We start from the raw sequence: 23,841 nt of genomic DNA on the forward strand, positions 1-23,841 counted from the left end.
ATGGCCCGAATTCCTGCGGGCCGTTGTGGCCGTTCTCAGAACGGCGGTTCGTCATCCATGCGGCCGCCGCCCCCGAAGGAGCCGGCCGCGGGCGCACTGCCCCAAGGGTCGTCCTCGGCACCGCCGGAACGCCCACCGCTACTACCGGAGGAGGCGTAGTTGCCACCGCCGCCGGAGCCGGACCCGAAGCCGCCGCCACCGCTGCCGCGGCTGGTCTTGTTGACCTTCGCGGTGGCGTAGCGCAGCGAGGGACCGACCTCGTCGACCTCGAGCTCGACGACCGTGCGCTTCTCACCCTCGCGGGTTTCGTAGGAGCGCTGCTTGAGCCGTCCGCTCACGATGACACGGGAACCTCTGGTCAGGCTTTCGGCGACATTCTCCGCGGCCTCGCGCCAGATGTTGCAGCGCAGGAACAGCGCTTCGCCGTCTTTCCATTCGTTCGAATTACGGTCGAACACACGGGGAGTCGACGCGACGGTGAAATTCGCCACCGCCGCTCCCGCCGGTGTGAATCGAAGCTCCGGGTCGGCCGTCAGATTGCCGATGACGGTGATGACCGTGTCGCCTGCCATGTGGTTCCTCCTGCTCGGTGTGCAGTCCGCGTCTCGCTGTTGCGCTAGAGCCTAGGCACAGGCTCCGACGCAAACGAGAGTTGCCGGACTACTTGTCGTGGCGCAGAACCTTGGTGCGCAGCACCGTCTCGTTCAGACCGAGCTGGCGGTCGAGTTCGCTCACGGTGGCGGGCTCGGCGGTCAGATCGACCACGGCGTAGATGCCCTCGGCGTGCTTGGCGATCTCGTAGGCGAGCCGGCGACGGCCCCAGATGTCGACCTTGTCGATCTTGCCGCCTTCGGTGCGAACGACACTGAGCAGGTTGTCCAGCGACGGACCAACAGTGCGCTCGTCCAGGCTCGGATCGAGGATGACCATCACTTCGTAATGACGCACGGACCAATCACCTCCTGTGGACTAGGAAACGGCCACGGACGGTCCGTGGCAGGAGGGTCGTTGCGTCAGCAACCCGAACAGGCTACATGAGCGGGGCGTGAGCAGTGAAATCGCCCCGCCGAGCCGTCCGGGCGAGCATGGGAGCGGTCCGCGCGTTCACCTTCGGGGGGAGGGGAACGGCGGCGCGGCCCGGACCGTCCGCTTAGGGTGGATCCATGCCGACCGCACTCGCCGCCAGCGACCTGCCCGCGGGTGGTGTGCGACGCCGCGCGGCGTTGGCCGTGGTGGTGGTGTTGCTCTGCGGTCTCGTCCTGGGGCTGGCCTACGCGAACAAGGCGCGCTGCGCGGGGGCGCCGTTCAACGAGGACGGGCGCAGCACGGTATTCGACGTCATCAAGGATTCGGACGTCTGCTATTCGGACATCCAATTCCTCTGGCTGGGCCGAGACATCAACGAGCACGTCTTTCCCTATGTGAGCGGCGGCATCACCGACGGCGGGGCCCTGGTCGGCGGCGCGGTGGAGTACCCGGTGCTCAGCGGTGTGCTGATGTGGCTCGGCGCCGTCGGCGCGCACAACGACGCCGATTTCCTGCGGTACTCCGCGCTGCTGCTCGCGCCGTTCGCGCTGCTGACCGCGTGGATGCTGGCTCGCCTGGCCGGAGGCGCCGCCCTGCTCTGGGCGGCCGGACCGCCGCTGGTGCTCTATGCCTTCCACAACTGGGAGCTCCCGGTGGTCTGCACGGCGGTGGCGGCCGTCTACGCGATGGCGACGTTGACCCGATACTCCGTGCGTACCAGGGGAATCCTGGCCGCGGTGCTGCTCGGCCTGGGGTTCTGCCTCAAGCTGTACCCGGGGATCTTCGTTTTGCCGCTGCTGGCGTACGTGCTGACCGGCGGCGTCGACCGTGCCCCGGAAGAGCGCGAGCGCCGACTCGACCTGGGCGGCGCGTTGCTCACCGCCGCCGCGGCGATCGGCACCGTCGTCGCGGTGAACCTGCCGTTCGCGCTGGTGGGTTATGAAGGCTGGCGCGCGTCGATCACCTTCCAGCAATTGCGTCAGGCCGACATCACCACGAACTCGATCTGGTACTGGGGACTGCGGCCGATGTTCGGCCCGGACGCGCGCAGCGAGGTGGCGTTCCAGCAGGTGGTCACCATCGCCTCGCCGCTGCTGGTGCTCGCGGCGTTCGCGCTCGCGATGTGGCTCGGCTGGAAGCGTTACCTGACGGTCGGCGTATTCCCGTGGGTGGGCGTGAGCGGGGCGATGCTGTGTGGATTCCTGTTGTTCCACAAGGTGCATTCGCCGCAGTACACCCTGTGGCTGGTGCCGTTCCTCGTGCTGCTCGAGGTGCCCTGGTGGCTTATCGGCAGCTATCTCGTCGCCGACGCGGCCATCGGGATCGGGGTGTTCCGCTACTTCTACTCGATGGGTGCGGGCACCTCGGTCGAGCAGATGGAGAAGGTCGTCCAATTTGGTGTGTGGGGGCGCGCGAGCCTGCTGGTCGTGTTGTTCTTCGTGTTCGTGTGGGCGATGCCCCGATGGCGCCGTTCGACGCCACCCCCGGTGGCACAGTCCGACCCCCGCAATCTGGTCCCGGTGGTCTAAGGCCCGCCGTGCCGAGCGCGGAAGGCGGCGCTCTTGGCGCGGTTGCCGCACAGCGTCATGTCACACCAACGGCGCGAGCCGCCCCGGGAAGTGTCCACGTAGAGCCGGGTGCATACGGTCCGGCCGCACTCCTTGACGAGTGCCCCACTACCCAGTAGCTCGATCGCGGAACGGGCGATGGCGGCCAAGGCGGCATCCGCGTCACCGGAGCGGACGACCGCGCCGTCGGGGCCCAGGCTGATCGAGGGCGGTGTTGCCACGGCGAATTCGTTGAGGGTGCGGCGGTCGGCGTCGTCGACGGCGTGTCCGCGAGCGGCGGCCAGTGCGGACCGATAAGCCGCCTCGCGCAGGCGTACCGCACGCGCGAGGGTGCCCGCGTCGCTGGGCGGAGGATCGTCGAGCAGGTTCGCGGCGGCGATCCAGTCGGCGAGCGCGGCGGGTGTGGTGAGGGCGTCCTCGAAGGTGGTCGAGCGCGCCTTGACGGTCCCGGCGAAGTCCAAGGCGAGATTTCCGCTCACGAAGGTGAACACGCCCTCATGGTAACCGCCTTGACAGGTTAGTCCACGGGATGTCACGGTGATAACCACCCAAGGCGGTTATTTTCGGGAGGTCCCGTGCAGAGTCGGTTCGCGATGGTGGCCGCGCAGCCGCTGTTCGTCCTGTTGTGGAGCAGTGCGTTCATCGCCGGTGTGATCGGGGTCGGCGCCGCGCCACCGCTGCTGGTGCTGTTCGTTCGCTTCGCCGTCGCCGGGATCCTGCTCGTCGCTTACGCGCTGCTCGCGCGGGTCGAGTGGCCGCGCGGAAGTCGGCTGCGCCATGTGCTCGTCGCCGGGTTGCTGATGCAGATGGTCCAGTTCGGCGCGTTCTACACGGCGATGGCCGAGCACGTCTCGGCGGCGGTGATCGCGCTCGTGCAGGGTTTGAATCCGGTGGTCATCGCCCTGTGCGCGGGACTGATCGGCGAAGTCGTCACCCTGCGGCAGTGGTTCGGCTTCGGTGTCGGGGGGATCGGAGTCGGGCTGGCCGTGTTCGACCAGTCCCACTTCTCCCTGACCGGATTGGCGTTGTGCGTGGTGGGGTTGCTCGGGCTGAGCCTGGGCACCGTGTACCAGAAACGGTTCGTGCCCGCCGTCGATCCAAGGGCCGCCACGGCGTTGCACGTGGTGGTGAGTGCGCCGATCGCGGGGGCACTGGCCTGGCTGTCGGGACAGACGCACGTATCGGACGCGGGCCGCTTCGCCGGGTCGCTCACCTGGATGGTGCTGGTGAACTCCATGGCCGCGTTCCTGCTGTTCAACGCCATGCTGCGCCGCTGGGACGCGACCAGGGTGGGCAAGCTGTTCTTCGCGACGCCCGCCGTGACCGCGATCCTGGCCTGGCTGCTGATCGATCAGCCGTTACGACTGCTGACGGTCGCCGGGCTCGGCATCGGCCTGGTCGGTTTGGTGTTCGCCGCGCGCACGCCGACCGGCTCGGCGGTCGTGGCGCGGCAGCCCGTGCCCGTGGCGCGGTGACCTACTTGCGCCCCGCCTGCCACTGCATGCCCCACTGATAGGCCTGGTCGAGTTCGCGCTGGGCGCCGTTGACGTAATGCACTTCGCGGTGCACGGTGATCCCGGCCCCCTGGTTCAGCAGCAGGGCGATGGCGCACGAGCGCGCGCCGTCCACCGGAGAGTCGAGGCGGACCTCGATCTGCGGACCGGACGTGGGGTAGAGCGTGACCACGCCGTCGGCGGCGGCCCAGTTGGGCACGCCCTCGTAGATGAAGGCGAAGATCAGGATGCGCCGGAACAACTCGGGCCGGGCGAGGTCGATGTGCATGTTCTCGCCCGTGGTCGCCGAACCGCTGCGGTCGTCGCCGTCGAGCCGGATGTAGGGCTCGGCCTCCAAGGTGCCGAAATTGTTCCCGATCGCCTGGACGACGCCCTTGGCTCCGGTGGACAGTTCGTAGAGGCAGCCGAGGTCCAGGTCGACGGGCTTGGACCGGCGGAAGAACCCCTTGGATCCGCTCGACCAGTTCAGGTTGACCCGCATGGTGCCCTGTTGCTCACCCGGCTTGGTCAGATTGATGCTGGGCGTCGCCTTCGACAGGGTCACCTTGGACAGGTTGACGCCGCCAGGGTTGGCGTTGATCGCCATGGCGCGATCCCCCCTCTGTGGAAACGAGAGCGGCAGCGGCCATCCGCTGGGATGGGGCCGCTGCCGCAACGGGTCTTCGGCTGCTTGCCGGGAATCAGCCTACCGGCGTGGGTTCCCGTTCGCTGTCCAGTTCCTCCTCGTCCGCTCGGCCGTTGCGGACGATGCTGGTGAGGAAGGCCGCGCCGATGAACGCGACGCCGACCAGGCCGGTGACGATCTCGTTGATGTGCACGCCGATCGAGACCAGCAGGATGGCCGCGAGCGCGCCGATCGCCCAGTGCGCGCCGTGCTCCAGGTAGACGTACTCCGAGAGGGTGCCCTTGCGGACCAGGTACACCGTGATCGACCGGACGAACATGGCGCCGATCAGGCCGAGGCCGAGGGCGATGATGATCGGGTCGGAGGTGATGGCGAACGCGCCGATCACGCCGTCGAAGGAGAACGACGCGTCGAGCACCTCCAGGTAGAGGAACAGGAAGAAGCCCGCCTTACCGGTGGCCTTCGCCAGCTCGGAGGGGCCGCCTTCGGTGTGCTCCTCGGTGTGGAACATGGAGCCGAGGCCGTCCACCGCGATGTAGGTGATCATGCCGAGCAGGCCCGCCACCAGGACGGTCGAGCGGTGCGCCTCGTCGGCGATGAACTCCGCGGTGAGGATCAGGCCGCCGCCCGCGACCACCACGGAGAGCATGTCCAGCTTGCCCGCCTTGGCCAGCGGCCGTTCCAGCCAGCTCAGCCAGGTGATGTCGCGTTCCTCGAAGATGAAGTTGAGGAACAGCAGCGCCAGGAACATGCCGCCGAACGCCGCGATCTGCGGGTGCGCGTCGGTGAGCAGTTTCTCGTAGCTGGGGCTGCCGTCCGGGAAGGTCAGCGCGTCGCCCGGGGGCGGGTTGAGGGCCAGGTCGAAGGCCCGCACCGGATCCAGCCCGGCGGTGATCCACACGATGGCCAGCGGGAAGACCAGCCGCATGCCGAAGACGGCGATCAACACGCCGATGGTGAGGAAGATCCGCTGCCAGAAAGCGCTCATGCGTTCGAGCACGGTGGCGTTGATCACGGCGTTGTCGAACGAGAGGGACACCTCGAGGATGCCGAGGATCGCGGCGAGCGCGAGTGCGGTCGGTCCGCCATACACGACCGCGGCGATGAGCGAGAGCACCGTGACGACGAGGGACATGCCGAATATGCGCAGGACCACGCTGGGACCTTTCGTGAGTGAAGACGAGGCGGCGACGTTGCTACCAGCGTGGCTGCTGGATCGCCGGTTGTCCAACGCTGCTCCCAGGGCGCCGGCATGCCTGGGCCGCATGACGAGGGGGCCCGTCGCCGGGCCCCCTGCGAACAGCGAAGTGTTGCTTAGACGTTCACGCCGTAGTCACGGGCGATGCCCGCCAGACCGGACGCGTAACCCTGGCCGATCGCGCGGAACTTCCACTCCGCGCCGTTGCGGTACAGCTCGCCGAAGACCATGGCGGTTTCGGTCGACGCGTCCTCGGTGAGGTCGTAGCGGGCGAGCTCCTCGCCGTTGCTGCGATCCACGACGCGGATGTAGGCGTTGCGGACCTGGCCGAAGGACTGCGAGCGGGAGTCGGCGTCGTAGATCGAGACCGGGAAGAAGATGCTCTCGATCGTGGGCGGGGTGTTTGCCAGGTCGACGTTGATGACCTCGTCGTCGCCCTCGCCCTCGCCGGTGCGGTTGTCGCCCGCGTGCTCGATCGCGCCCTCGGGCGAGCGCAGGTTGTTGAAGAAGACGAAGTGCTGGTCGGACAGGACCTTCTTGTCCGCGCCGGTCGCGATGGCGCTGGCGTCGAGGTCGAAGTCGGTGCCGGTGGTGGTCCGCACATCCCACCCGAGGCCGACTGCAACAGCAGTGAGGTTAGGCGCCGCCTTGGTCAGCGAGACATTGCCGCCCTTGGACAAACTGACACCCATGCGGGATTCCCTTTCAATAGTCCGTCATTGGTTCCCAGCATGTCCGAATCGCCGGGTACGTCATACGACAGTAGTAGGTTTCCGCGAACTTGCGTAGGAACCGGCGTAACCCCCGGCGAACAGGAAGATCTCCTACCATCGGGGCGTGGCAGGGCGAAGGCGCGGTTGGTTCCGTTCGTCGGGAAACGACGAGTGGATCGAACATGCCCGCGCGACGCTGGCGACGGCGTTCCTCGACATGGACCGGCGGCAGAGCGCGGCCGACGCGGCGGTGCACGCCGCCGATCAGATCTTCCCCGAGCGGCGGACGGGCGCGCGCTGGGAACCGGTGCGCCACAAGTGTTATGGCGCCGCGGAGGTCTATCTGACGCTGAGCGCGGAATTGGAGGCCGCGCAGCAGGGCGGCCCGCCGGTCCCGCAGGGCGCGCAACGCGTCGACGCCGCGGTACGGCAACTGACCGACGCTGCGCACGCCGTCGACGAGTTCTATCGCGGCGACCAGGGCAAGCTCGAAGAGGCGGTGGCCGTGCTCGGCGCGGTGCCGCGGTTGGCGCAGCAGGTGAAGGCCGCCGCGGCCGAGGTGCGCGGCCGGGCCGCCGAGTCGGAGTTCGCGAACTATCCGTCGGTGCGCAAGGGCGCCACCGCGGTCGATGAGGCACTGGTCACACTGGAGGCGTCGGGTTCCGGCGCACCCGCGGGCACGGTGCGGGAGGCCGCGAACCGGCTGGAGGCGGCCACCAGGGAGCTGGCGGATGCGTTGGCGCAAGCACCATCTCGGGCCGCGGCCGCGAACACCGCTATCTCCTCGGTGACAACCCGCCTTGCCGCCGTCCGGACCAGGGCCGAAGGCGTTCCGCAGGCCTTCTCGGCGCTGCTGCGCGAGTTCAATGCTGCGAGTTCGGCCGATCTGGCTAACAATGAGCGGGAAAGCCAGCGAGCCATCGAGGCCGCGGACGCGGCCTTGGGCAGGGCGCGTACGGCGGCGGCGGAGAACAATCCGGAGTTTGCACTTGATCTGACCACATCCGCGCGCGGGTTCCTCGCCGAGGCCGAGCAGCGGGTCGACGCCGTCACCAAGCGGCTCACCTCGCTGCGTGCGATCCGGTCCGACCCGCAAGAACAGGCCAAGGCCGTACGATTCCGGCTGCGGGACGCGCAGATGCTCGCGGTGAGCCGCGGGCTGGTCGCCGAATGGGGTTCGGTGCTCGACGCGCAAGCGGCACGGATCGACCGAATCAGCGAAACACTGTCGGGGCGTCATCCCGACTACTGGGCCTATGTGACGGAACTGAATGCCGTTACGGAATTCATAGCCGGGGTAGTGGAACGAATGAGAAGACAAGCAGGACCACGACGAGAATGAGGATGGGGCAACGATGACCGCAGGCATCGCCGTCCAGCAGGAGGTTTCCCTGCGGAAGCGAATGCCGCTGCGCCACTTCCGGCAGTTGCACGGCCCAGAGGCGAGGCGACTCTTCCACCGGCAGCCCGAGCCGTTCGGCGACGACCACACCGATCGCGAGTTGCTCGCGGTCGGGCTCGGCGCGACGCTGTATGCGCCCGCGACCAGGCCCGATCTCGCGCTGACGATCGGAAGGCGCGCCGAGCACGGGGTGTGTTCGATGGTGATCGACCTCGAGGACGCGGTGGCCGATCACGAGGTGGAGTACGCCAAGCAGCAGACCGTCGCCGCGCTCGATCTGCTCGCGGGCAGCCACGACGCCAACCCCCTGTTGTTCGTCCGGGTGCGCGACGCGGACACGATCACCGAACTCATCGAGCAACTCGGACCGGGCGCCAAGGTGCTGACCGGGTTCGTGTTCCCGAAGTTCGACAGCGTCACCGGACCGAAGTACCTCAACGCCCTGAACGTGGCAGCTCAGCGGGTGGACCGGCCGCTGTACGGGATGCCGGTGCTGGAGTCGGCGGGGCTGGTGCACCGGGAGACCCGCGATTACGAGCTCACCCAGATCGCGGCGCTGCTGGCCGCTCATCGAGACCGGGTGCTCGCGGTGCGGGTGGGCGCGACCGACATGTGCTCGACGTTCGGCATCCGCCGCGACCGCGACCTGACCATCTACGACGTGCGCGTGGTCGCCGACGTCATCGCCGACATCGTGAACTACCTGGGGCGCGCGGACGGTACCGGGTTCGTCATCACGGGGCCGGTGTGGGAGTACTTCGCCGATCACGAACGGATGTTCCGGCCGCTGCTGCGGACCGCGCCGTTCGAGGAGTCCGACGCGGTGCCGTTCCGGCAGTACCTGGTCAGCCGGGATCTGGACGGCTTGCTGCGGGAGATCACGCTGGACCGGGCCAACGGCATCCAGGGCAAGACGGTGATCCACCCGTCGCACGTGTCCGCCGTGCACGCGCTGTCGGTGGTGTCACACGAGGAGTACTCGGACGCGCTGGACATCCTGCGCGAGGACGTCGGCGGCGTGGCTGCCTCCGGTTACCGGAACAAGATGAACGAGATGCGGCCGCATCGCAGTTGGGCGCGACAGACGCTGATGCGCGCACGGATGTTCGGCGTGGCGAACAAGGGAGTGTCGTTCGTGGATCTGCTCACCGCGATGGTCACCGTATGAACGGCCGAGTGACCGAACTCGATAGCAGCGATATCCCTTGGGCGACGAGAACTCTCGGCATCTCGCTGCATCACGACCCGATGCGCGAACGCGATTCGGACCGGCTGCGCTCGGCGCGGCTGCCGATCACGGCGCTGGTCCAGCCGGGTGTTCGCCACAACAACCGGCGCCGGGCGCACCTGTTGGTCTCCACCGTGCTCGGCAAGCACCTGCCGACCGATCCGCGGGTGGTGCTCGGCGCGGGCGATCACCTGGGTGATCTGGTGCGCGCGGTGCTCGGTGAACGCGAAGCCGTCGTGCTCGGGTTCGCCGAGACCGCGACGGGACTCGGTCACTGTGTGGCCGCGCGGATCGGCGCGAGCTGTTATCTGCATTCGACCCGGCGCGAGGTGCCGCACGCGCAGACGCTCGCCGGGTTCGAGGAGGGGCATTCGCATGCCACCTCGCACCTTTTGCAACCGGCGCCGGCCGACATCTTCGTCAACGATCTGCCGCTGGTGCTCGTCGACGACGAGATCTCCACCGGCGCCACGGCGATCGATGCGGTGCGCGCGTTGCACGCCTTCTCGCCGCGCGCCCACTACGTGCTCGCGTCGCTGGTCGACCTGCGCACCGAGGCCGACCGTGCCGCGTTCGACACCGCCGCGGCGGAACTCGGGGCGCGGATCGACACGGTCTGTCTCGCCGCAGGCCGGGCGTCGCTGCCCCCGGAGCTGGTCGACGCCGTCGGGGCGCTCCCCGAGCCGCGGTTGAATCCGACCGCTGGACACCTCGGCTCGTTCCGCCGGGTGGAATTACCGTGGCCCGCTTCCGTTCCGGAGGGCGGCAGGCACGGCGTACTCGCCTCCGACACCGGCGCGTTCGAGGCCGCGTTGCTGGACGCGGGGCAGGTGCTTGCCGCCCGGCTCGCCACCGATTTCCCCGGCCGGGCCGTCATCGTGCTCGGGCACGAGGAGTTGATGTATTTGCCGCTGCGGCTGGCGGCGCTGCTCGCCGACACGGGGACGCCGACGCGCTTCCAGACCACCACGCGATCGCCCGCCTACGTGCTGGACGAGCCGGGGTATCCGTTGCGGCGCGGGTTCCGGTTCATCGCGCCCGAGCCGGGCGACCCCGCGCCGCGCTATCTGTACAACGCGCACTGGCCGGTGACTCTCGACGCGTTCGAGGCGGACCTCGCCGGGTTGGGCGCGCTGCTCGCCGTTCCGCCGCGCCGCGACGAGGCCGCCGGCGCGATCACCGATGACGGTGTCGGCAGTGGTGCCGATGGCGACGACCCGGCCGCCGATCCGGTGCTCGTCGTCGTGGTCGACTCACCCGCCGACACGGCGGAGTTGATGGCCGAGCACGGGTTGGTGGACGTGCTGACCGCTTCCGGCGCGGACGTGCTGCTCGCGGTGCTGCCGGAGGCGGACCCGCGGCGGCTGCACGCCGAACGCGCGACAGCGGACGGGAGCCGGGCGTGACGAGTACCGAGGTGGGTGCGCTACCCACGCCGCTGCACGGGCCGGAGTTCGGCTCCTACGCCGCCGATGAGGTCTCCTGGCTGCTCAAGGACCTGTCGGGCGTCGATCTGGAGGCCGACGTCGCGGAGCGGGAACGGCGGATCCAGGCGGGGCAGGCGCACTACGCGGAGTCGCTGCCGATCGAGTACCAGCCGGACGCGACGTATCGGTCGCTGTTCGACGAGGTGCTGGCGGCCAGCGCCGAGCGGCTCGCGCTGGCCGTGGCGACCGTGTCCGAGCTGGTCGTCGCCGAACGCGGCGAGGACATCGTCCTGGCGTCGCTGGCGCGGGCGGGCACGCCGGTCGGGATCCTGATGCGCCGCTGGCTGCGTTCGCGGCGGCCGAGCCTCGAGATTCCGCACTACGCGGTGTCGATCGTGCGGGATCGCGGCATCGACGCGGTGGCGCTGGACTACCTGGCCGAGCAGCACGATCCGGCCTCGGTCGTGTTCGTGGACGGATGGACCGGCAAAGGGGCGATCACCCGCGAATTGACCGAGGCCCTCGACGCTTATCACGCGGCCGGTGGCGCGCGGTTCGACGACGACTTGGCGGTGTTGGCCGATCCCGGGTACTGCGTGCGCACCTACGGCACCCGCGACGACTTCCTGATCGCCTCGGCCTGCTTGAATTCCACCGTTTCCGGCCTGGTCTCGCGCACGGTGCTCAACGACACGCTGATCGGCCCCGGTGATTTCCACGGCGCCAAGTTCTACCGCGAACTGGCCGGTGCGGACGTGTCCGGACGTCTGCTGGACGTCGTGAGCGGTGCCTTCGACGCGGTCCGCGACCGGGTGCCCGCGGAGGTGGCCGCGGTCCGCGCCGGCGACCGGACGCCCACCTGGTCCGGCTGGGCGTCGGTGGAGCAGGTGCGCGAGCGGTACGGCATCGCCAGCGTGAACTTCGTGAAGCCCGGCGTCGGCGAGACCACGCGGGTGCTGCTGCGGCGGGTGCCGTGGCGGGTGCTGGTGCGCGAGGCGGACGCGCCGGAGCACGCGCACATCCGGATGCTCGCCGCCGCCCGGGGTGTCCCGGTCGAAGTCGTCGCCGACCTGGCATATTCGTGCATGGGATTGATCAAGGACGTGCAGCAGTGAACCTATCTCCGAAAGCACACCGAAGACGTGCGCTGATCGCGACCGACCTGGACCGGACGATGATCTACTCGCGTAACGCCTTCAGCACCACCGCCGACGTGCCGACGGTCTGCGTGGAGCATCTGGAAGGGGCGCCGCTGTCGTTCATGACCACCACCGCGGCGCTGCGGATGCAGACCCTGACCGAACCCGCCGCCGTCGTTCCCACCACCACCCGCACCATCAAACAGTTCGACCGCATCCGGCTGCCCGGAGCGCCCTGGCGCTACGCGATCACCAGCAACGGCGGGAACATCCTGGTCGACGGCGTGCCCGATCTGAGCTGGCGCATCGATATCGACGCCAAGGTCCGCGCCGGAGGCGCAACCCTGTCCGAGGTGAGCAAGGAATTGCACGCCCGCATCGATGACTCCTGGGTCACCAAGTTCCGCGTGGCCGACCACCTCTTCTGCTATCTGGTGGTGAAGCCCAAGGAGGTGCCCGAGGGATTCCTGGCCGAGTGGGACAACTGGTGTCGTCCACGCGGCTGGTCGGCCTCCCAGCAGGGCCGCAAGATCTACACCATGCCGCAGGCCGTCTGCAAGAGCCGCGCGGTCGACGAGGTGCGCAAGCGCCTCTGGGAAGGCGGAGAACTCGCCGACGATGCCCGCACGCTCGCCGCGGGCGATGGCGCCCTCGACGCCGACATGCTGCGCGCCGCCGACTCCGCCATCCGCCCCCGCCACGGCGAACTCGAACAACTCAACTGGACCCACCCCAACCTCACCATCACCCGAGCCACCGGCATCCTGGCGGGCGAGGAAATCATCAACTGGTTCATCAAGGCAGCTCCGACGCCTTCCGAGTAGCCAGCACGGCATCCGTGTACTGCTCGGTGGTGAGATCGCTATCGGCGATTCCGAGTTGAGTGAGCGCGGTCCGAACGATCTCCAGCGCTTCGGCCAACTCCGACTCGGGCACCATTGTCTCCAGCTCGATGAACGTGCCGTCCAATTCGGGAACAGTCACCAGCGTGGCAAGGAGTTCGCGGCCCTCGCATTCGAATCGATAATTCGTGCAATGCTTTTCGAAGCTGATCAGGTCTGTTAGGCCGAGACCGCGCAGCACTGAGTCGATTACCGAGGGATCGGCCACTTCGGTCTCGTATTCCGGTTTGGACCCGCTGGCCGTATCGACTGCGGGTTCCTTGTATGTCAGCAGCGATCGCCGCTCGTTATCTGCCGTGATCGTCCGCAGCCGCAGCTCACGACCCTCCACCGACAATCCCCCGTCCCGCAGGTCGTAGTAGGTGTCCTGATACCTGGAGCGCTGACCTGCATCGTGAACCGACAGCGCAGCCCGTACGGACTCCACGTCCTGGACCCGAGCCTTGAGTTCGGCCTCGATCATGTGGCGGATCCTTCCTCGATCGGCCGGGCTTGGAGCCACATCTGCTCGAACTGTCGTAGGAATCCAGCATGCAGGACGCCATCGGTCGCCGCCGTGAGCTTGTACATCCCTGAGCGATGTCCCTCCGCCGACGCGCCGAACGCAGACAGATACAGCGTCTGATCGAAGATCAGCATCCGCCATGTGGGCAGCGTGTCGTAGACAGCGACTCGCAGTTCGACGAAAGGATGATCGCGGAATTCTGACGTCCGGGCCAGAGCCAACTCGATCCCCGCGGCGAAGGACTGTCTCGATTCACCTATTTCTGCCGCCCGGAGCCCAGTGGCGTGGGAATCGGGGTCGAGCAGCAGAACTCGGACACTGACACGGTTGGTCCGCTGCATCAACGCGCCGCGCAGTAGCGAGTCGTTCAGCGCAAGCAGACCCAGGCCGCGCACTACCAGCAGATCGATCCGATCTGCTAGCGAGGCGCATCGGCGAAGTTCGGCGTCGGCCTCCGACTGAAGGGTGAATGCTTGCGCGATCTCCGCATGGCCGGTGAGTGTCTGTACGTGACGTGGAGCCAGGCCGAACAGGACGCGCGCATGGTCCGGCATCGAGATACCATCCGCGATCCGTTCGAATACATCGAAGCGGGTGACGGTTCGTCTGCTGTTGATGATCTCATTGACCCGGCCCTGGCCAAGTCCTACTGCCCCTGCTATACGTGCTTGGCTCGCTCCCGTGTATCGCTGAACCGAGCGAAGTAGCGCCGATACATCGCGTCGGCGAAGAAGCGCGGCGACCTCGGGCTTGTGCCAGACCGCCGCGGGGACGTCGATTCCCCCATACCTCGTCTCCATGGTGTCCAAGCGTATATCTCACAGTGAGATACCTGCAGAGGTATCGAACCAAGGGCATTCGCGAAGCCACAATCTCTCCGTAATCGTCGCTCTGCCAGCGCTTTTCTCGAGTTGGCGGCGACAACTCAATTCTGCCGAGAGGTTGTGTGATGCCCGCAGATCTCGTTACCGCCACTGTCCGTTGTTGTCGCAGTCCTGTTCGGGCTGTGGATCATCTGGTACGTCCTGCCGTGGCTTATCGACCGGGAGGTTGAACCCGATGAATCGGTCGATGCGTACGACATCATCCAGCGCGTCGAGCGGGAGACCGATCGATGACCATCTCGCCGGCCGACGCGGAGCAGTGGTGCATGATGCACCGTAAATGCGCGAATAACAGCTCATTCCGATCCCTCGAGCAAGCTCTCTTCGTCGCGAATGTCCACTGCGGTCACGGTCCCGGCTGCAAGCAGTACTTGTCCGCCTCGGCCCACAGCCTCGGATCCGCGGAGAACTAGCCGTGAGCCGACCGGGAGCGGACGAACAAGATGGTCCTGCGGCATGGATGGAGCACCATGACGGAACGTGGTCGGTAGTCGATGAATACGGCTTCCCCAGCGAACCTTTCACGGTTATCGACGGGAAGGCCTTCTCTGTCGATCCTTCGCCCGACTCCACGCCGTGACGAGCCGCATTTGCGCACTCACGCTGACCTGGTGGCCGGTTCGAAGGTGGACTTGAAGTCCGGGCATTCGACCAAGGGGTCGTGGGTGCAGGTGGAGGCGTGGCGGAGGCTGTCGCGCATGCGGATGAGGCGGGTGATGTCGTCGTCCAGTTGCCTGGCTTTCTCCGCCATGCGGGTGCGTAGTTCGGCGTCGGTGGGGGAGGCGCGCAGGAAGCGGGCTATCTCGGCGAGGGTGAAACCGGCGCTGCGGGCGCAGGCGATGAGGGCGAGGCGGCCGAGGATGTCGGGGTGGTAAGTGCGGCGCAGGCCGTTGCGGCCGGTGGCGGTGATGAGCCCGCGTTTCTCGTAGAAGCGCAGCGCGGAAGGGGCGAGGCCGGTTCGCTCGCCGACTTCGGCGATATCGAGCAGGTCGTTCATCTCGTCTCCTTGACTTGAACCGCGCTTCAAGTCACAGACTAACTCACATGACGATCCATCACCTCAATTGCGGCTCGGTTCGGCAGATCGAAGCCACCTACGACGGACCAGCGCCCGCCCATGCCGTGAACCACTGCTTGCTGGTCGAGACGGCATCCGACGGGCTGGTCCTGATCGAGACGGGCATCGGGCTCGATGACGTGCGTGACCCGGCGGGCACGCTCGGGGCGGACTGGGTGGCGATGGCCCAGCCCGTGCTCACCGAGGACGAGACGGCGATCCGGCAGGTCCAGCGGCTCGGCTACGACCCCGTCGACGTCCGGCACATCATCCTCACCCACCTCGACGTGGACCACTGCGGCGGACTGCCCGACTTCCCGCACGCGCGGGTCCACGTGCTCGCCGCGGAACTGGCGGCGGCGCGAGCCGAAGCGCCCAGCTTCCGCTACCGCCCCGCGCACTGGGCCCACGACCCGCTCTGGCAGACCTACCCGTCGGACCCGACGGGCCAGTGGTTCGGCTTCGACGCGATCCAACCGAAGGACCTGCCCGGCGACTTCCAGTTGATTCCGCTGGGCGGGCACACCGCGGGCCACACCGGCGTAGCGGTCCGCGACGGCGAACGTTGGCTGCTGCACTGCGGCGACGCGTACTACTACCATCGCGAACTCGATCCGGCGCCGCAGCCCCACCCGGTGCTCGACATCGTGCAGACCACCTCCGAGGTCCACCACGACCTGCGTCTGGGCACCCAGGCGCGGCTGCGCGAACTACACCGCGATCATGGCGACGAGGTCACCTTGATCAGCGCGCACGACCCGTGGGAGTTCCAGCGCGCGAGCTGAACTCACCGACGCTGCCAGCACTGTGCCCGGTCACCGAGATTCCACCACGAGACGTATCCGGGGTCCTGGTCGAGCAGAGTCCACCCGGCCTCGAGCGCGTCGAAGAACGCGCTGTCGGCCGTGCGGCCGCCGCGCGGTTCGCCGATGTAGACCAGCAGCGAGCCGCCCGCGTCCTGGTAGGCGGTGAGCGTCGTCGAAGCCATGGGGTTCTCCCAGCCGGGCGGCCAGCAGAGGAACAGCGCGTCGTCGGCGTGGGCGGCGGCGAGATCGGCGGTCGACGCGGGTGGCGTCGCGGTGGGGTGCCAGGTCGCGGGCAGACCCGCGGCGGCGGGGAACGCCGTGTTGGCCGCCCGGTCCGGCGGGTGTGAGTCGAAAGCATTGGTGGGCACACCCATTCGGGTGAGTTGATAGGCCCAATAGCCGCGCCCGGCACCGACTTCCAGCACCGGTTGGCCCTGCGCGACGTCCGCTATCCAGCGCAGTGTCGCGGGCGAGGGGATCGCGTAGGCGTAGGCGGCTTGCAGCAGGATCTGCGCGTATGCCAGTCGCGCACTGCCTTTCGGGTTCCCACCGTTCACCTCGGAGCGGTTCGCGCGCTCCCACGGCCCCGGCGATACCGCCGCGGCGACGATGTCCCAGTACGGGTTCGTGCTCGCGCCACCGGTCATGTAGTGCAGCAGGTGTAGGTCGAACGTGGCGTCGGCGATGTCGTCCCCGGTGCCGGGCAACCGGCCCGCAGCGGCCCAGTAGTCGGCTACCCGCGGATACGCTGTCGCGAAGCAGAATTGGTCGTGGGCCGGGTGCGTCAGCGCCGTGCGACGCTGCGCCGAAAGCGCCGAGTCAGCCATGACCCGATTCTGCGCCGACCATGGACGGGCGCCGGTGCTCATCGAGACGAGTTCACCGTTCCGTCGCGAATCCTTTGCTGTACGTACGTGTTCCGCCTGTCGGCGCGATTTACTCTGACGTGGTTTGCCCGCCGTCGCGCATCGACACCAGTCCGCCGAGCGTGCCGAGGTAGGCCGCTCCGTCGGGGCCGATCGCGATCCCGGCGTAATTGTTGTTGAAGCCCGGGCCCGTGCCGGACAGCTGTTTCCACACCGTCGCGCCGGTGCGGTAGTCGAGGGCGGTCCAGTACCACGGGTCGCTCGGCTCGGTGCCTTTCGTATAGGTGTAGATCAAGCCGGTGGCCAGGGACAGCTTCGGTACCACCGTGGGTGCGGCTTCGACCGAGTTGGTCCAGGTGAGATGGCAGCCGTTGCCGTCTGCGTCGATGTCGACACGGGCGAACCCCGGTGTGGTCGTCTTGCCGGACGCGACCGCGTCGGGATGCGAATACCCGTAGTTGTTCTCGACGACGAGTGAGCGCCCTGCACCGATCAAGGAGTTCTCGGTGGCGCTGCGGCCGGGTTCGAACACCGGTACCGCGCAGACCTGCCGTTCGGCGACCGAGGGCGCCGTGCGGTAGACGACGACGTTCATCGGATCGGCGTTGTCGGTGATGGCGACATAGCCGTCGGGCAGGACGGTGGGCGTGGTGCCGGTTCCGTCGTCCACCTGGCCAGGCTTGCGCTGGTCGCTGTTGGCGTAGGTGGTCTGCCAGGTGATCCGGGGCGCCCGATCGGGTCCGGCGTCGAAGCGCAGGAGCTGCCGGTTGGTGGCGACGTAGATTTCGCCCGCCGCACCGACCGCGAACGAGTTCTCGATCTGGTTCTCGGTGCCCGTTCCGAGCCGGACCACCTGTGCCGCGCCGGTGTCCGGGTCGAGGGTGCCGACCACGCCGTTCGTCTTGGCCACGAACCAGATCAGGCCGTTCGCGTCCGGCAGCGCGGAGTTCAATGTCTCGCCCGGATGCAGCACGCCGGTCAGGTCGTAGTCGCGTGTCAGCGAAAAGCCGTCGGCGGCGGAGGTTTCGGCGAACACTTGGACATGCCCGGTGCTGGTGCCCACTACGGCGCGGTCCTCGTCGTCGAGGTAGAAGTACCCGCCGCCGACGAAGTTGTCGAAAGCGCCGGGTCGCAGCGTATCGAGCGGGCTCTTACCGGGCAGTGGATGCTTGCCGAGCACGGTCATCGAGGCGGGATCGATGAGATACAGACCCGGTTGCAGCCCGAGACACGTGGTGACGATGCGTCCGGCACGGTCGAACGCCAGCGAGCCGCACTCGCTGCCCAGCAGCAGGGAATCGGTCCGTGGCGCCCGGCCGAGCGGACCGGGGCGGGTATAGGTGTCGCTCATCCACCCGTCGTTGTGGACACCCGAGTTGCCGTTCGGCGCCAGATTCGGGTTCTGCGGGATCGGGGGAACGCCGGTGACCGGTTCACCGCTCGCGGCAGCACCGGCGAATCGCGGCGGTTCCGGCACGGCTGGAACCGCGGGAATCGGCATCGCGGCGGCGGGCACCGCTGCCGCGGCGAGGATCGCCGCGGGCAGTGCCGCGCGCAGGACCTGGGAGGAGAGGATGTGAAACACGAATGAACGGTATCCGGGTCCGGCGGGCCGCGAATCCCCCACGCGAGTGATTCCGGGCAAGGTGGCGATTTCGCGCGGCCGGGGTTCCGCGGGTCAGTACTGCTGCTGCCCCGCCAGTTGCTGTGCGATGAGTCCTTGCAGTCTTTGCAGGCCGCCGACGGTGATACCGCTCTGGATCTGTCCCTCGATGGTGCGTACCAGCATCGAGTCGCTGAGCACCTTCTCGCTGGACTGGATCAGCACGGTGCCCGCGCCGGTGAACTCGAACTGACGCTCCTCACCGGAGTTCACGCCGAAGCGCGCGGCACCGGCGGCCAGGAAGTTCGAGATCCAGCGCTCGTCGTAGTGGTGGCTGGGTGAGGGGCAATCCGCCCAGCCGACCAGCGATTCCGGGTCGACGCGCAGCGGAGGCTCGGCGAACATGACCGGCCCGTTGGAGGAGGCGAGGAACTTGCCGGTGCCGATGAGGGTGAGGAAGCCGGGCACGATGGATTGGTTGAGCGACAGGCCCGGCTCGAAGGCCAGCAGGTTCGCCGCCCGGATGGTCAGGTTCCCGTTGTCCTCGAGGTCATAGGAATTGATGTCGTAGCCGCGGTCGCCGATGATCAGCTTGCCGTGCCCCTCCGCGACGACGTAATCGCCGGTGAACAGCGGCGCCGAGAACTGCTGCGACACCATGTGCAGCAGCCCGCCCTGCAACCCGTGGGTGAGCATCTGGAACCGCATGTCGCCGTAGTAGGCGATCATCGCGCCCTTGCGCATGAACCACGGCTTGTTCAAGTCGATGCAGTACGCGTAGCTGTTTCCCGGGATATTGTCGCTCGCACCGAGATTCATGGGGTTGAGGATCTGGGACATACCCTGCTCACAACTTCTCTTCGGAGGCCTGCACGTAGACGACGCCCTGCCCGGCGCAATGCAACTGCATCGCCTCGCCGGAACCGCGGCCGACGGCATCCCGCCAGCTCAGTGCCGCTTTGAGTTCGGTCTGCACGTTGCCGTAGGCGGCGACGAAGGCTTGCGGGTCGACCACGATCGGATTGGGCCCGCCCACTTGCAATTCCAGGAATCCGCCGTGCGCGAGCAGCACCGCGGCCCCCTGCCCGGACAGCTGGGTGGTGAACATGCCCTGCCCGGTCAGCGCGCCCGAGGCGGCGCCACGCAGCGCGCCCATCAGGCCGCCACCGCCTCCGCCGCCCGAACTCATCACCGACACCACCGAACTCTGCAATCCGGCGGTGTTGGCCAGCAGCCGCGAAGCCTCGACGCGCAGCGCAGCGCCCGGCTGCATGTGCACCACGTGGACCTCCAGGCCCGCGAATCCGTAATGGACCTGGCCGTTGCCCTGCGCGAGCATGGTGCGCTCGTGCTCACCCGCCATCGCGCGGCCCGCCAGCCCCATCAGCCCGCCCATGCCGCCCATCCCCTGTGCCCCCGGAATCTGGTGGGGGGCAAACGAAATGTCGCCGGTATAGAACAGCATCGCGCCGTTGCGGGCGACCACACCGCCCGCCATCCCGACATCGACCTTGACGACTTTGCCGTTGACCTTCTCGAACACCCGCTCGCCCCTACCGTTCCGCCGGTTGGATCAACACCACGCCCTGGCCGTCCCAGCGCAGCGAAAACGCCTCGCCCGCATCCTGGCCGACGAAACTGCGCCAGGACACGTCGGTGACGAAGGACTGGTTGAGGTTCCCGCGCGCCGCGACGAACGCGTCCGGATCCACGATCAGCGGGTACTGCGGGGAAACCTCCAGGTGGATGAGCGGACCGCCGGCCGAGAGCAGCGCGACCTGACCCTGGCCGGAGACGGTCGTGGTGAACAGGCCCTGCCCGCTGGACGCACCGCGCAACCCGGCGAAACGCACATCGGTGCGCAGGTTCCCGGCGAACGCGAGCAGTTGCTGCGACTCCACCTGTAGCGTCTCGTTGTTCAGGTCGACCACGGTGACGTGCTGGCCGCTGACGGCGAAGAACACCCGGCCGTGCCCGGCGCACTCCATCAGCGACAGCTTCTCGCCGGTGGCCCGGCGCTTCAGCCCGGCGATCACACCGTCGCCTCCGCCGAAACCGGCCGCTTTGAACTGCACATTTCCCTCGTAGGCGATCATCGAGCCGGAGATCGCGCGGAGGCTGGTTCCGGCCAGATGAGCCTCGATCACCTTCTTCGATTGCTCGAACAGTTGCGCCATGCGGTGTCTGCCTGCTGTCTCGATCGGGAACACGGTGCGATCGCCGTATTCCATCTGCGTGCCGTCACCCTAACCGATGTTTCGCGAGTGTCGGGGTAGCTCGGCAGTTGAGTACAAGCGCCGCGCAGCGCGTTTCTCGTAGAGTGTCAGGCGAACGCACCGACAAGCGAAGGGTCGAACTTGTCCGCAACTCTCGCCAAGGGCCAGAACGGTCCGCTGGCCACCAACGACGTGGTGATTTCCGTCCAGCTCACGGCGCCGGCGGATCTGTCGGCACTACTGGTCACCGAGCGGGGCAAGGTCCGTTCCGACGCCGACTTCGTCTTCTTCAACCAGCCCAGCGGCCCCGGCGTCAACTTGCAGCCCGCGCCAGCGGGTCAGCCCGCGTCGCTGGCGGTGTCGTTGAACGCCGTGCCCGCCGACATCGATCAGATTCGCGCGGTGATCACGCTGGACGACGCGAACAGCAATTTCGGCATGTTCCCCGCACCAACCGCGATCGTGTCGGACGCGGCCGGTAATCAGTTGTACGAGTACCGGATCGAAGGGCTGAACACCGAGTCGATCGTGATCGCGCTCGAGCTCTACCGTCGTCAGGGTGCGTGGAAGGTGCGTGCGGTCGGACAGGGCTACGCGGGCGGTTTCGCCGCGCTGGTCACCGATCACGGTGTGACGGTCGATGATGCGCCCGCCCAGCCCGCGCAGGCGCCGCAGGCCCCGCCGCCACCGCCGCAGCCGGTTCAGCAGCCGCCGACCGCCCCCGCGTACCCGACCCAGCAGCAGGCGCCGCAGTACGCGCCGCCCGCCCCCGGCCCCGGCTATCCGCCGCCCGGCCCCGGTTACCCGCCCCCGGGTCCCGGTCAGCCACCGCAGGGCGGGCCGGGTTACCCGCCGCCGCCCGGCCAGGGTTACCCCCCGCCGCCCGCCCCCGGGCCGGGGTATCCGCCGCCCGGCCAGCCCGTTCCGCAGCAACCGCAGCAGCCCGCCGAGGTCAGCCTGAGCAAGGACCGCCCGGTCAGCCTGGTCAAGGGCCAGCGGGTGACGCTGCGTAAGGAAGGCGCCGCGCTGACCTTCGTCAAGATGGGTCTCGGCTGGGATCCGGTGCGCAGTCGCGGCATGTTCGGCAACCGCACGGTCGATATCGACCTGGACGCGTCGGTCATCCTGTTCGCCGACATGAACCCGGTGGACGTCGCCTACTACGGCCAGCTGACCTCGAAGGACGGCTCGATCCGCCACCAGGGCGACAACCTCACCGGCGAGGGCGAGGGCGACGACGAGGTGATCCTGGTCGACCTGACCCGCATCCCCGCGCACATCACCACGCTGCTGTTCATCGTGACCTCCTACAAGGGCCACACCTTCGAGCAGGTGCAGAACGCGTTCTGCCGCTTGGTCGACGGGACCAACAACGGCGAGCTGGCCAGGTACACGCTCGCCGGTGGCATGCCGTTCACCGCGATGGCGATGTCCAAGCTGTACCGGGTCGGCAACGACTGGAAATTGCAGGCGCTCGGTGAGGGCTTCCAGGCCAAGCATCCGGGTGAGGCGGTGCCGCAGCTCGGCCGATTCCTCGTCAACAATTGACCGGCGGCGCGACAGCAGGGCAGACACGGTGATTCAACTGCAGGCCGGTCAGAACATCCCGTTGACCGGTGAGGTCGTTCGTTTCAGTGCGCGCGCCGAGGTCGCCCTCGACGTTTCCGCGCTGGTGGTCGCGGAGAACCTGAAGGTGTTCTCCAGCGACGATTTCGTCTTCTACAACCAGCCCGCCACGGCGGGAGTCGCGTTGACGGCCGACGGGATCACGATCACGCTCACCGAGGTGCGCGCCGACGCGAAGGCCGTGCTGCTGGTGGTCAGCGCCGACCCGGCCGCCCCCGCGCGGGCCGACGGGCTCGGGCCGGTCACCGCCACCTTGTCCGAGAACGACAGCGTGACCGCGGAATTCGCGATCACCCCGTCGTCCGGTGAGACGGCGCTGATCTGTCTGGAGGTGTACCGGCGCGGTCCTGCTTGGAAGCTGCGCGCGGTGGGCCAGGGTTACGCGGGCGGTCTTGCCGTGTTGCTCACGGCGCACGGCGTCGAGGTCGACGGCGCGGCCACGGAATCCGGGCCCCCCGACCAACCCGGTACGCACACCATGGCCGGTCCGCTGGCGGGAGACGCGCAGATCGCCGCCGCCGGTGCGCCGCTGGAGGTCGGTCATGGCCTGGAACGGCTGTGGATGGTGTTCGAGGACGCCGCGCGATCGGCTGCCGCGCTGATCTCGGCGCGGGAGTACGCGGCCAAGCGGTTGGATCACGAACTGTCGCTCGCCGTCTCCGACCCCGCCACCAGGAATACTCCAGCAGCCGAGCAGGCGCGCCGGGTCGCGCAGCAACGGCACGACGAGCTGGTCGCCGCCGCCGAGCACAACCATCAGCGCGACGCCGAACAGCTGATGGGTGAACTCGCCGAGGCCGACCGGGTGCTGCCGCCCGCCCTGGCCTCCTGGGACTCCCCCGTTTGGGACAAGCCGCCCGCACCGAGCGACGGTATCCGGCTCGGCGAGTTGTACGCGCTCGACCGGGGATCGGTGCGCATTCCGTATTGCGTTCCGGTGCCGCTGAACCGGCCGTTGTGGATCGACGCCGAATCGACCCGTGCGGTCACGCCCGTGGTGGGCGCGCTGCTCGCGCGGTTGCTCGCCACGGCGCCGCAGCGGCGGACGCTGCTGGACATCATCGATCTGACCGATGCGTTCAGCGGCTTCACCGGTTTGCTGGCTCCGGTGCTGAACGGCCCGCCGATCACCGACCACGCCGATATCTCGGCGCGGTTGCAAGCGCTGGTGGACGCCGCCGAACTGGCCGAATTGGCTTATGCGAGTGGCGCGTTCACGCCGCCCAGCGAGCATCGCGTCCTGTTGGCCGCGGATTTCCCGCATGGCTACCAGAGCTCGGACGCGCAGCGGATCGGCGCGTTGATCACGCGTGGCGAGCTGATCGGACTGTCCATCGTGATCGTCGGCGCCGACGAATCCGACTCGGCCGACACCACCGTGGCGATGCTGTCGCAGTCGTGCCGCCACCTGCCGACCATCGGCGGTACGCCGCTGTTCGACCCGTGGACCGGCAGCGCGTGGGAACTCGATCTGGACATGTTGCCGCAGGAGCCGGAACGGCAGGCGCGCTTCCTGCGCACCTCGTGAGATCGCCT

General features: G+C 67.9%; 24 protein-coding genes. 10 read left to right on the forward strand and 14 right to left on the reverse strand.

Features of this window, described 5'->3' with window-relative positions:
- Positions 1-35 precede the first annotated feature (35 nt).
- Both ABZ803_RS22175 and rpsF read right to left on the reverse strand, forming a co-directional pair.
- The gene (locus ABZ803_RS22175) at positions 36-572 is read right to left on the reverse strand and encodes a single-stranded DNA-binding protein (protein WP_040871221.1); all 537 of its coding nucleotides are present in this window, start codon (positions 570-572) and stop codon (positions 36-38) included.
- Positions 573-660: 88 nt separating this feature from the next.
- Positions 661-948, reverse strand: coding sequence for a 30S ribosomal protein S6 (rpsF, locus tag ABZ803_RS22180; RefSeq protein WP_040871220.1), 288 nt, complete (start codon positions 946-948; stop codon positions 661-663).
- A 215-nt stretch (positions 949-1,163) separates the two neighbouring features.
- Between rpsF and ABZ803_RS22185 the strand changes: the two genes are divergently transcribed.
- Positions 1,164-2,555, forward strand: a complete 1,392-nt coding sequence (locus ABZ803_RS22185; RefSeq protein WP_357041237.1) for a hypothetical protein — start codon at positions 1,164-1,166, stop codon at positions 2,553-2,555.
- On the opposite strand, the gene ABZ803_RS22190 is transcribed toward ABZ803_RS22185, so the two are convergent.
- Complete coding sequence (locus tag ABZ803_RS22190; protein ID WP_357041239.1) at positions 2,552-3,085, reverse strand: CGNR zinc finger domain-containing protein; 534 nt, start codon at positions 3,083-3,085, stop codon at positions 2,552-2,554. The genes ABZ803_RS22185 and ABZ803_RS22190 overlap by 4 nt on opposite strands.
- A gap of 84 nt (positions 3,086-3,169) precedes the next feature.
- Here ABZ803_RS22190 and ABZ803_RS22195 point away from each other — a divergent pair, with 84 nt between their 5' ends.
- Positions 3,170-4,069, forward strand: a complete 900-nt coding sequence (locus ABZ803_RS22195; protein WP_357041242.1) for a DMT family transporter — start codon at positions 3,170-3,172, stop codon at positions 4,067-4,069.
- Position 4,070: 1 nt separating this feature from the next.
- Here ABZ803_RS22195 and ABZ803_RS22200 read toward each other — a convergent pair whose 3' ends face one another.
- From ABZ803_RS22200 to ABZ803_RS22210, 3 genes are all read right to left on the reverse strand, one after another.
- Positions 4,071-4,694 (reverse strand): Tellurium resistance, encoded by a 624-nt coding sequence (locus tag ABZ803_RS22200; protein WP_062966718.1) that lies wholly within the window; start codon positions 4,692-4,694, stop codon positions 4,071-4,073.
- Between the two features lie 94 nt (positions 4,695-4,788).
- Positions 4,789-5,889 carry a DUF475 domain-containing protein gene (locus ABZ803_RS22205; protein WP_040871216.1) on the reverse strand — a complete coding sequence of 367 codons (1,101 nt, stop codon included), beginning with the start codon at positions 5,887-5,889 and terminating at the stop codon, positions 4,789-4,791.
- Between the two features lie 158 nt (positions 5,890-6,047).
- The gene (locus ABZ803_RS22210) at positions 6,048-6,623 is read right to left on the reverse strand and encodes a TerD family protein (protein WP_062966714.1); all 576 of its coding nucleotides are present in this window, start codon (positions 6,621-6,623) and stop codon (positions 6,048-6,050) included.
- A gap of 145 nt (positions 6,624-6,768) precedes the next feature.
- Here ABZ803_RS22210 and ABZ803_RS22215 point away from each other — a divergent pair, with 145 nt between their 5' ends.
- The 5 genes from ABZ803_RS22215 to ABZ803_RS22235 all read left to right on the forward strand — a co-directional run bounded on the left by ABZ803_RS22215 (position 6,769) and on the right by ABZ803_RS22235 (position 12,664).
- Complete coding sequence (locus tag ABZ803_RS22215; RefSeq protein ID WP_357041247.1) at positions 6,769-7,986, forward strand: hypothetical protein; 1,218 nt, start codon at positions 6,769-6,771, stop codon at positions 7,984-7,986.
- Between the two features lie 13 nt (positions 7,987-7,999).
- Positions 8,000-9,214 carry an HpcH/HpaI aldolase/citrate lyase family protein gene (locus ABZ803_RS22220; RefSeq protein WP_357041250.1) on the forward strand — a complete coding sequence of 405 codons (1,215 nt, stop codon included), beginning with the start codon at positions 8,000-8,002 and terminating at the stop codon, positions 9,212-9,214.
- Between the two features lie 80 nt (positions 9,215-9,294).
- Positions 9,295-10,680 carry a phosphoribosyltransferase domain-containing protein gene (locus ABZ803_RS22225; protein ID WP_357041351.1) on the forward strand — a complete coding sequence of 462 codons (1,386 nt, stop codon included), beginning with the start codon at positions 9,295-9,297 and terminating at the stop codon, positions 10,678-10,680.
- Entirely contained in the window at positions 10,677-11,816 is a 1,140-nt protein-coding gene (locus ABZ803_RS22230) for a cysteine protease StiP family protein (RefSeq protein WP_357041252.1), read from the forward strand. The genes ABZ803_RS22225 and ABZ803_RS22230 overlap by 4 nt, the downstream gene beginning before the upstream one ends.
- A gap of 59 nt (positions 11,817-11,875) precedes the next feature.
- Complete coding sequence (locus ABZ803_RS22235) at positions 11,876-12,664, forward strand: HAD family hydrolase (RefSeq protein WP_357041354.1); 789 nt, start codon at positions 11,876-11,878, stop codon at positions 12,662-12,664.
- Here the strand turns inward: ABZ803_RS22235 and ABZ803_RS22240 are convergent.
- The 3 genes from ABZ803_RS22240 to ABZ803_RS22250 form a co-directional block, all read right to left on the reverse strand.
- Positions 12,636-13,205, reverse strand: a complete 570-nt coding sequence (locus ABZ803_RS22240) for a class IV adenylate cyclase (RefSeq protein WP_357041255.1) — start codon at positions 13,203-13,205, stop codon at positions 12,636-12,638. The two genes, ABZ803_RS22235 and ABZ803_RS22240, sit on opposite strands and share 29 nt — an antisense overlap.
- Entirely contained in the window at positions 13,202-14,047 is an 846-nt protein-coding gene (locus ABZ803_RS22245) for a hypothetical protein (protein WP_357041258.1), read from the reverse strand. The genes ABZ803_RS22240 and ABZ803_RS22245 overlap by 4 nt, the downstream gene beginning before the upstream one ends.
- A 682-nt stretch (positions 14,048-14,729) precedes the next feature.
- Positions 14,730-15,128, reverse strand: a complete 399-nt coding sequence (locus ABZ803_RS22250; protein WP_357041261.1) for a MerR family transcriptional regulator — start codon at positions 15,126-15,128, stop codon at positions 14,730-14,732.
- A 47-nt stretch (positions 15,129-15,175) separates the two neighbouring features.
- Between ABZ803_RS22250 and ABZ803_RS22255 the strand changes: the two genes are divergently transcribed.
- On the forward strand, positions 15,176-15,973 hold the full coding sequence (locus ABZ803_RS22255) for an MBL fold metallo-hydrolase (RefSeq protein WP_357041264.1): 798 nt from the start codon (positions 15,176-15,178) through the stop codon (positions 15,971-15,973).
- A 2-nt stretch (positions 15,974-15,975) separates the two neighbouring features.
- Here the strand turns inward: ABZ803_RS22255 and ABZ803_RS22260 are convergent, their stop codons facing one another.
- The 5 genes from ABZ803_RS22260 to ABZ803_RS22280 form a co-directional block, all read right to left on the reverse strand.
- On the reverse strand, positions 15,976-16,821 hold the full coding sequence (locus ABZ803_RS22260; protein WP_357041267.1) for a hypothetical protein: 846 nt from the start codon (positions 16,819-16,821) through the stop codon (positions 15,976-15,978).
- Positions 16,822-16,930: 109 nt separating this feature from the next.
- The gene (locus ABZ803_RS22265; RefSeq protein ID WP_357041270.1) at positions 16,931-18,445 is read right to left on the reverse strand and encodes a hypothetical protein; all 1,515 of its coding nucleotides are present in this window, start codon (positions 18,443-18,445) and stop codon (positions 16,931-16,933) included.
- A gap of 93 nt (positions 18,446-18,538) precedes the next feature.
- Positions 18,539-19,303 carry an AIM24 family protein gene (locus ABZ803_RS22270; protein WP_357041273.1) on the reverse strand — a complete coding sequence of 255 codons (765 nt, stop codon included), beginning with the start codon at positions 19,301-19,303 and terminating at the stop codon, positions 18,539-18,541.
- Between the two features lie 7 nt (positions 19,304-19,310).
- Positions 19,311-20,006: an AIM24 family protein gene (locus tag ABZ803_RS22275; RefSeq protein ID WP_357041276.1), complete on the reverse strand. Its 696-nt coding sequence runs from the start codon at positions 20,004-20,006 to the stop codon at positions 19,311-19,313.
- 10 nt (positions 20,007-20,016) lie between these two features.
- Positions 20,017-20,640 (reverse strand): AIM24 family protein, encoded by a 624-nt coding sequence (locus ABZ803_RS22280; protein WP_357041357.1) that lies wholly within the window; start codon positions 20,638-20,640, stop codon positions 20,017-20,019.
- A gap of 180 nt (positions 20,641-20,820) precedes the next feature.
- On the opposite strand from ABZ803_RS22280, the gene ABZ803_RS22285 reads away from it, so the two are divergent.
- On the forward strand, positions 20,821-22,227 hold the full coding sequence (locus ABZ803_RS22285; RefSeq protein ID WP_357041279.1) for a TerD family protein: 1,407 nt from the start codon (positions 20,821-20,823) through the stop codon (positions 22,225-22,227).
- Between the two features lie 28 nt (positions 22,228-22,255).
- Complete coding sequence (locus ABZ803_RS22290; protein WP_357041282.1) at positions 22,256-23,833, forward strand: TerD family protein; 1,578 nt, start codon at positions 22,256-22,258, stop codon at positions 23,831-23,833.
- The last annotated feature ends 8 nt before the right edge of the window (positions 23,834-23,841 follow it).

Source organism: Nocardia sp. NPDC047648 (assembly GCF_040642815.1).
Lineage (GTDB): Bacteria > Actinomycetota > Actinomycetes > Mycobacteriales > Mycobacteriaceae > Nocardia > Nocardia gamkensis.

Excerpts from the sequence above, each read along its gene's own strand:
- ABZ803_RS22175 (WP_040871221.1), bottom strand. The coding sequence starts at position 572 with ATGGCAGGCGACACGGTCATCACCGTCATCGGCAATCTGACGGCCGAC.
- ABZ803_RS22185 (WP_357041237.1), top strand. The coding sequence starts at position 1,164 with ATGCCGACCGCACTCGCCGCCAGCGACCTGCCCGCGGGTGGTGTGCGA.
- ABZ803_RS22200 (WP_062966718.1), bottom strand. The coding sequence starts at position 4,694 with ATGGCGATCAACGCCAACCCTGGCGGCGTCAACCTGTCCAAGGTGACC.
- ABZ803_RS22210 (WP_062966714.1), bottom strand. The coding sequence starts at position 6,623 with ATGGGTGTCAGTTTGTCCAAGGGCGGCAATGTCTCGCTGACCAAGGCG.
- ABZ803_RS22220 (WP_357041250.1), top strand. The coding sequence starts at position 8,000 with ATGACCGCAGGCATCGCCGTCCAGCAGGAGGTTTCCCTGCGGAAGCGA.
- ABZ803_RS22225 (WP_357041351.1), top strand. The coding sequence starts at position 9,295 with ATGCGCGAACGCGATTCGGACCGGCTGCGCTCGGCGCGGCTGCCGATC.
- ABZ803_RS22235 (WP_357041354.1), top strand. The coding sequence starts at position 11,876 with ATGATCTACTCGCGTAACGCCTTCAGCACCACCGCCGACGTGCCGACG.
- ABZ803_RS22240 (WP_357041255.1), bottom strand. The coding sequence starts at position 13,205 with ATGATCGAGGCCGAACTCAAGGCTCGGGTCCAGGACGTGGAGTCCGTA.
- ABZ803_RS22245 (WP_357041258.1), bottom strand. The coding sequence starts at position 14,047 with ATGGAGACGAGGTATGGGGGAATCGACGTCCCCGCGGCGGTCTGGCAC.
- ABZ803_RS22250 (WP_357041261.1), bottom strand. The coding sequence starts at position 15,128 with ATGAACGACCTGCTCGATATCGCCGAAGTCGGCGAGCGAACCGGCCTC.
- ABZ803_RS22255 (WP_357041264.1), top strand. The coding sequence starts at position 15,176 with ATGACGATCCATCACCTCAATTGCGGCTCGGTTCGGCAGATCGAAGCC.
- ABZ803_RS22260 (WP_357041267.1), bottom strand. The coding sequence starts at position 16,821 with ATGGCTGACTCGGCGCTTTCGGCGCAGCGTCGCACGGCGCTGACGCAC.
- ABZ803_RS22270 (WP_357041273.1), bottom strand. The coding sequence starts at position 19,303 with ATGTCCCAGATCCTCAACCCCATGAATCTCGGTGCGAGCGACAATATC.
- ABZ803_RS22280 (WP_357041357.1), bottom strand. The coding sequence starts at position 20,640 with ATGGCGCAACTGTTCGAGCAATCGAAGAAGGTGATCGAGGCTCATCTG.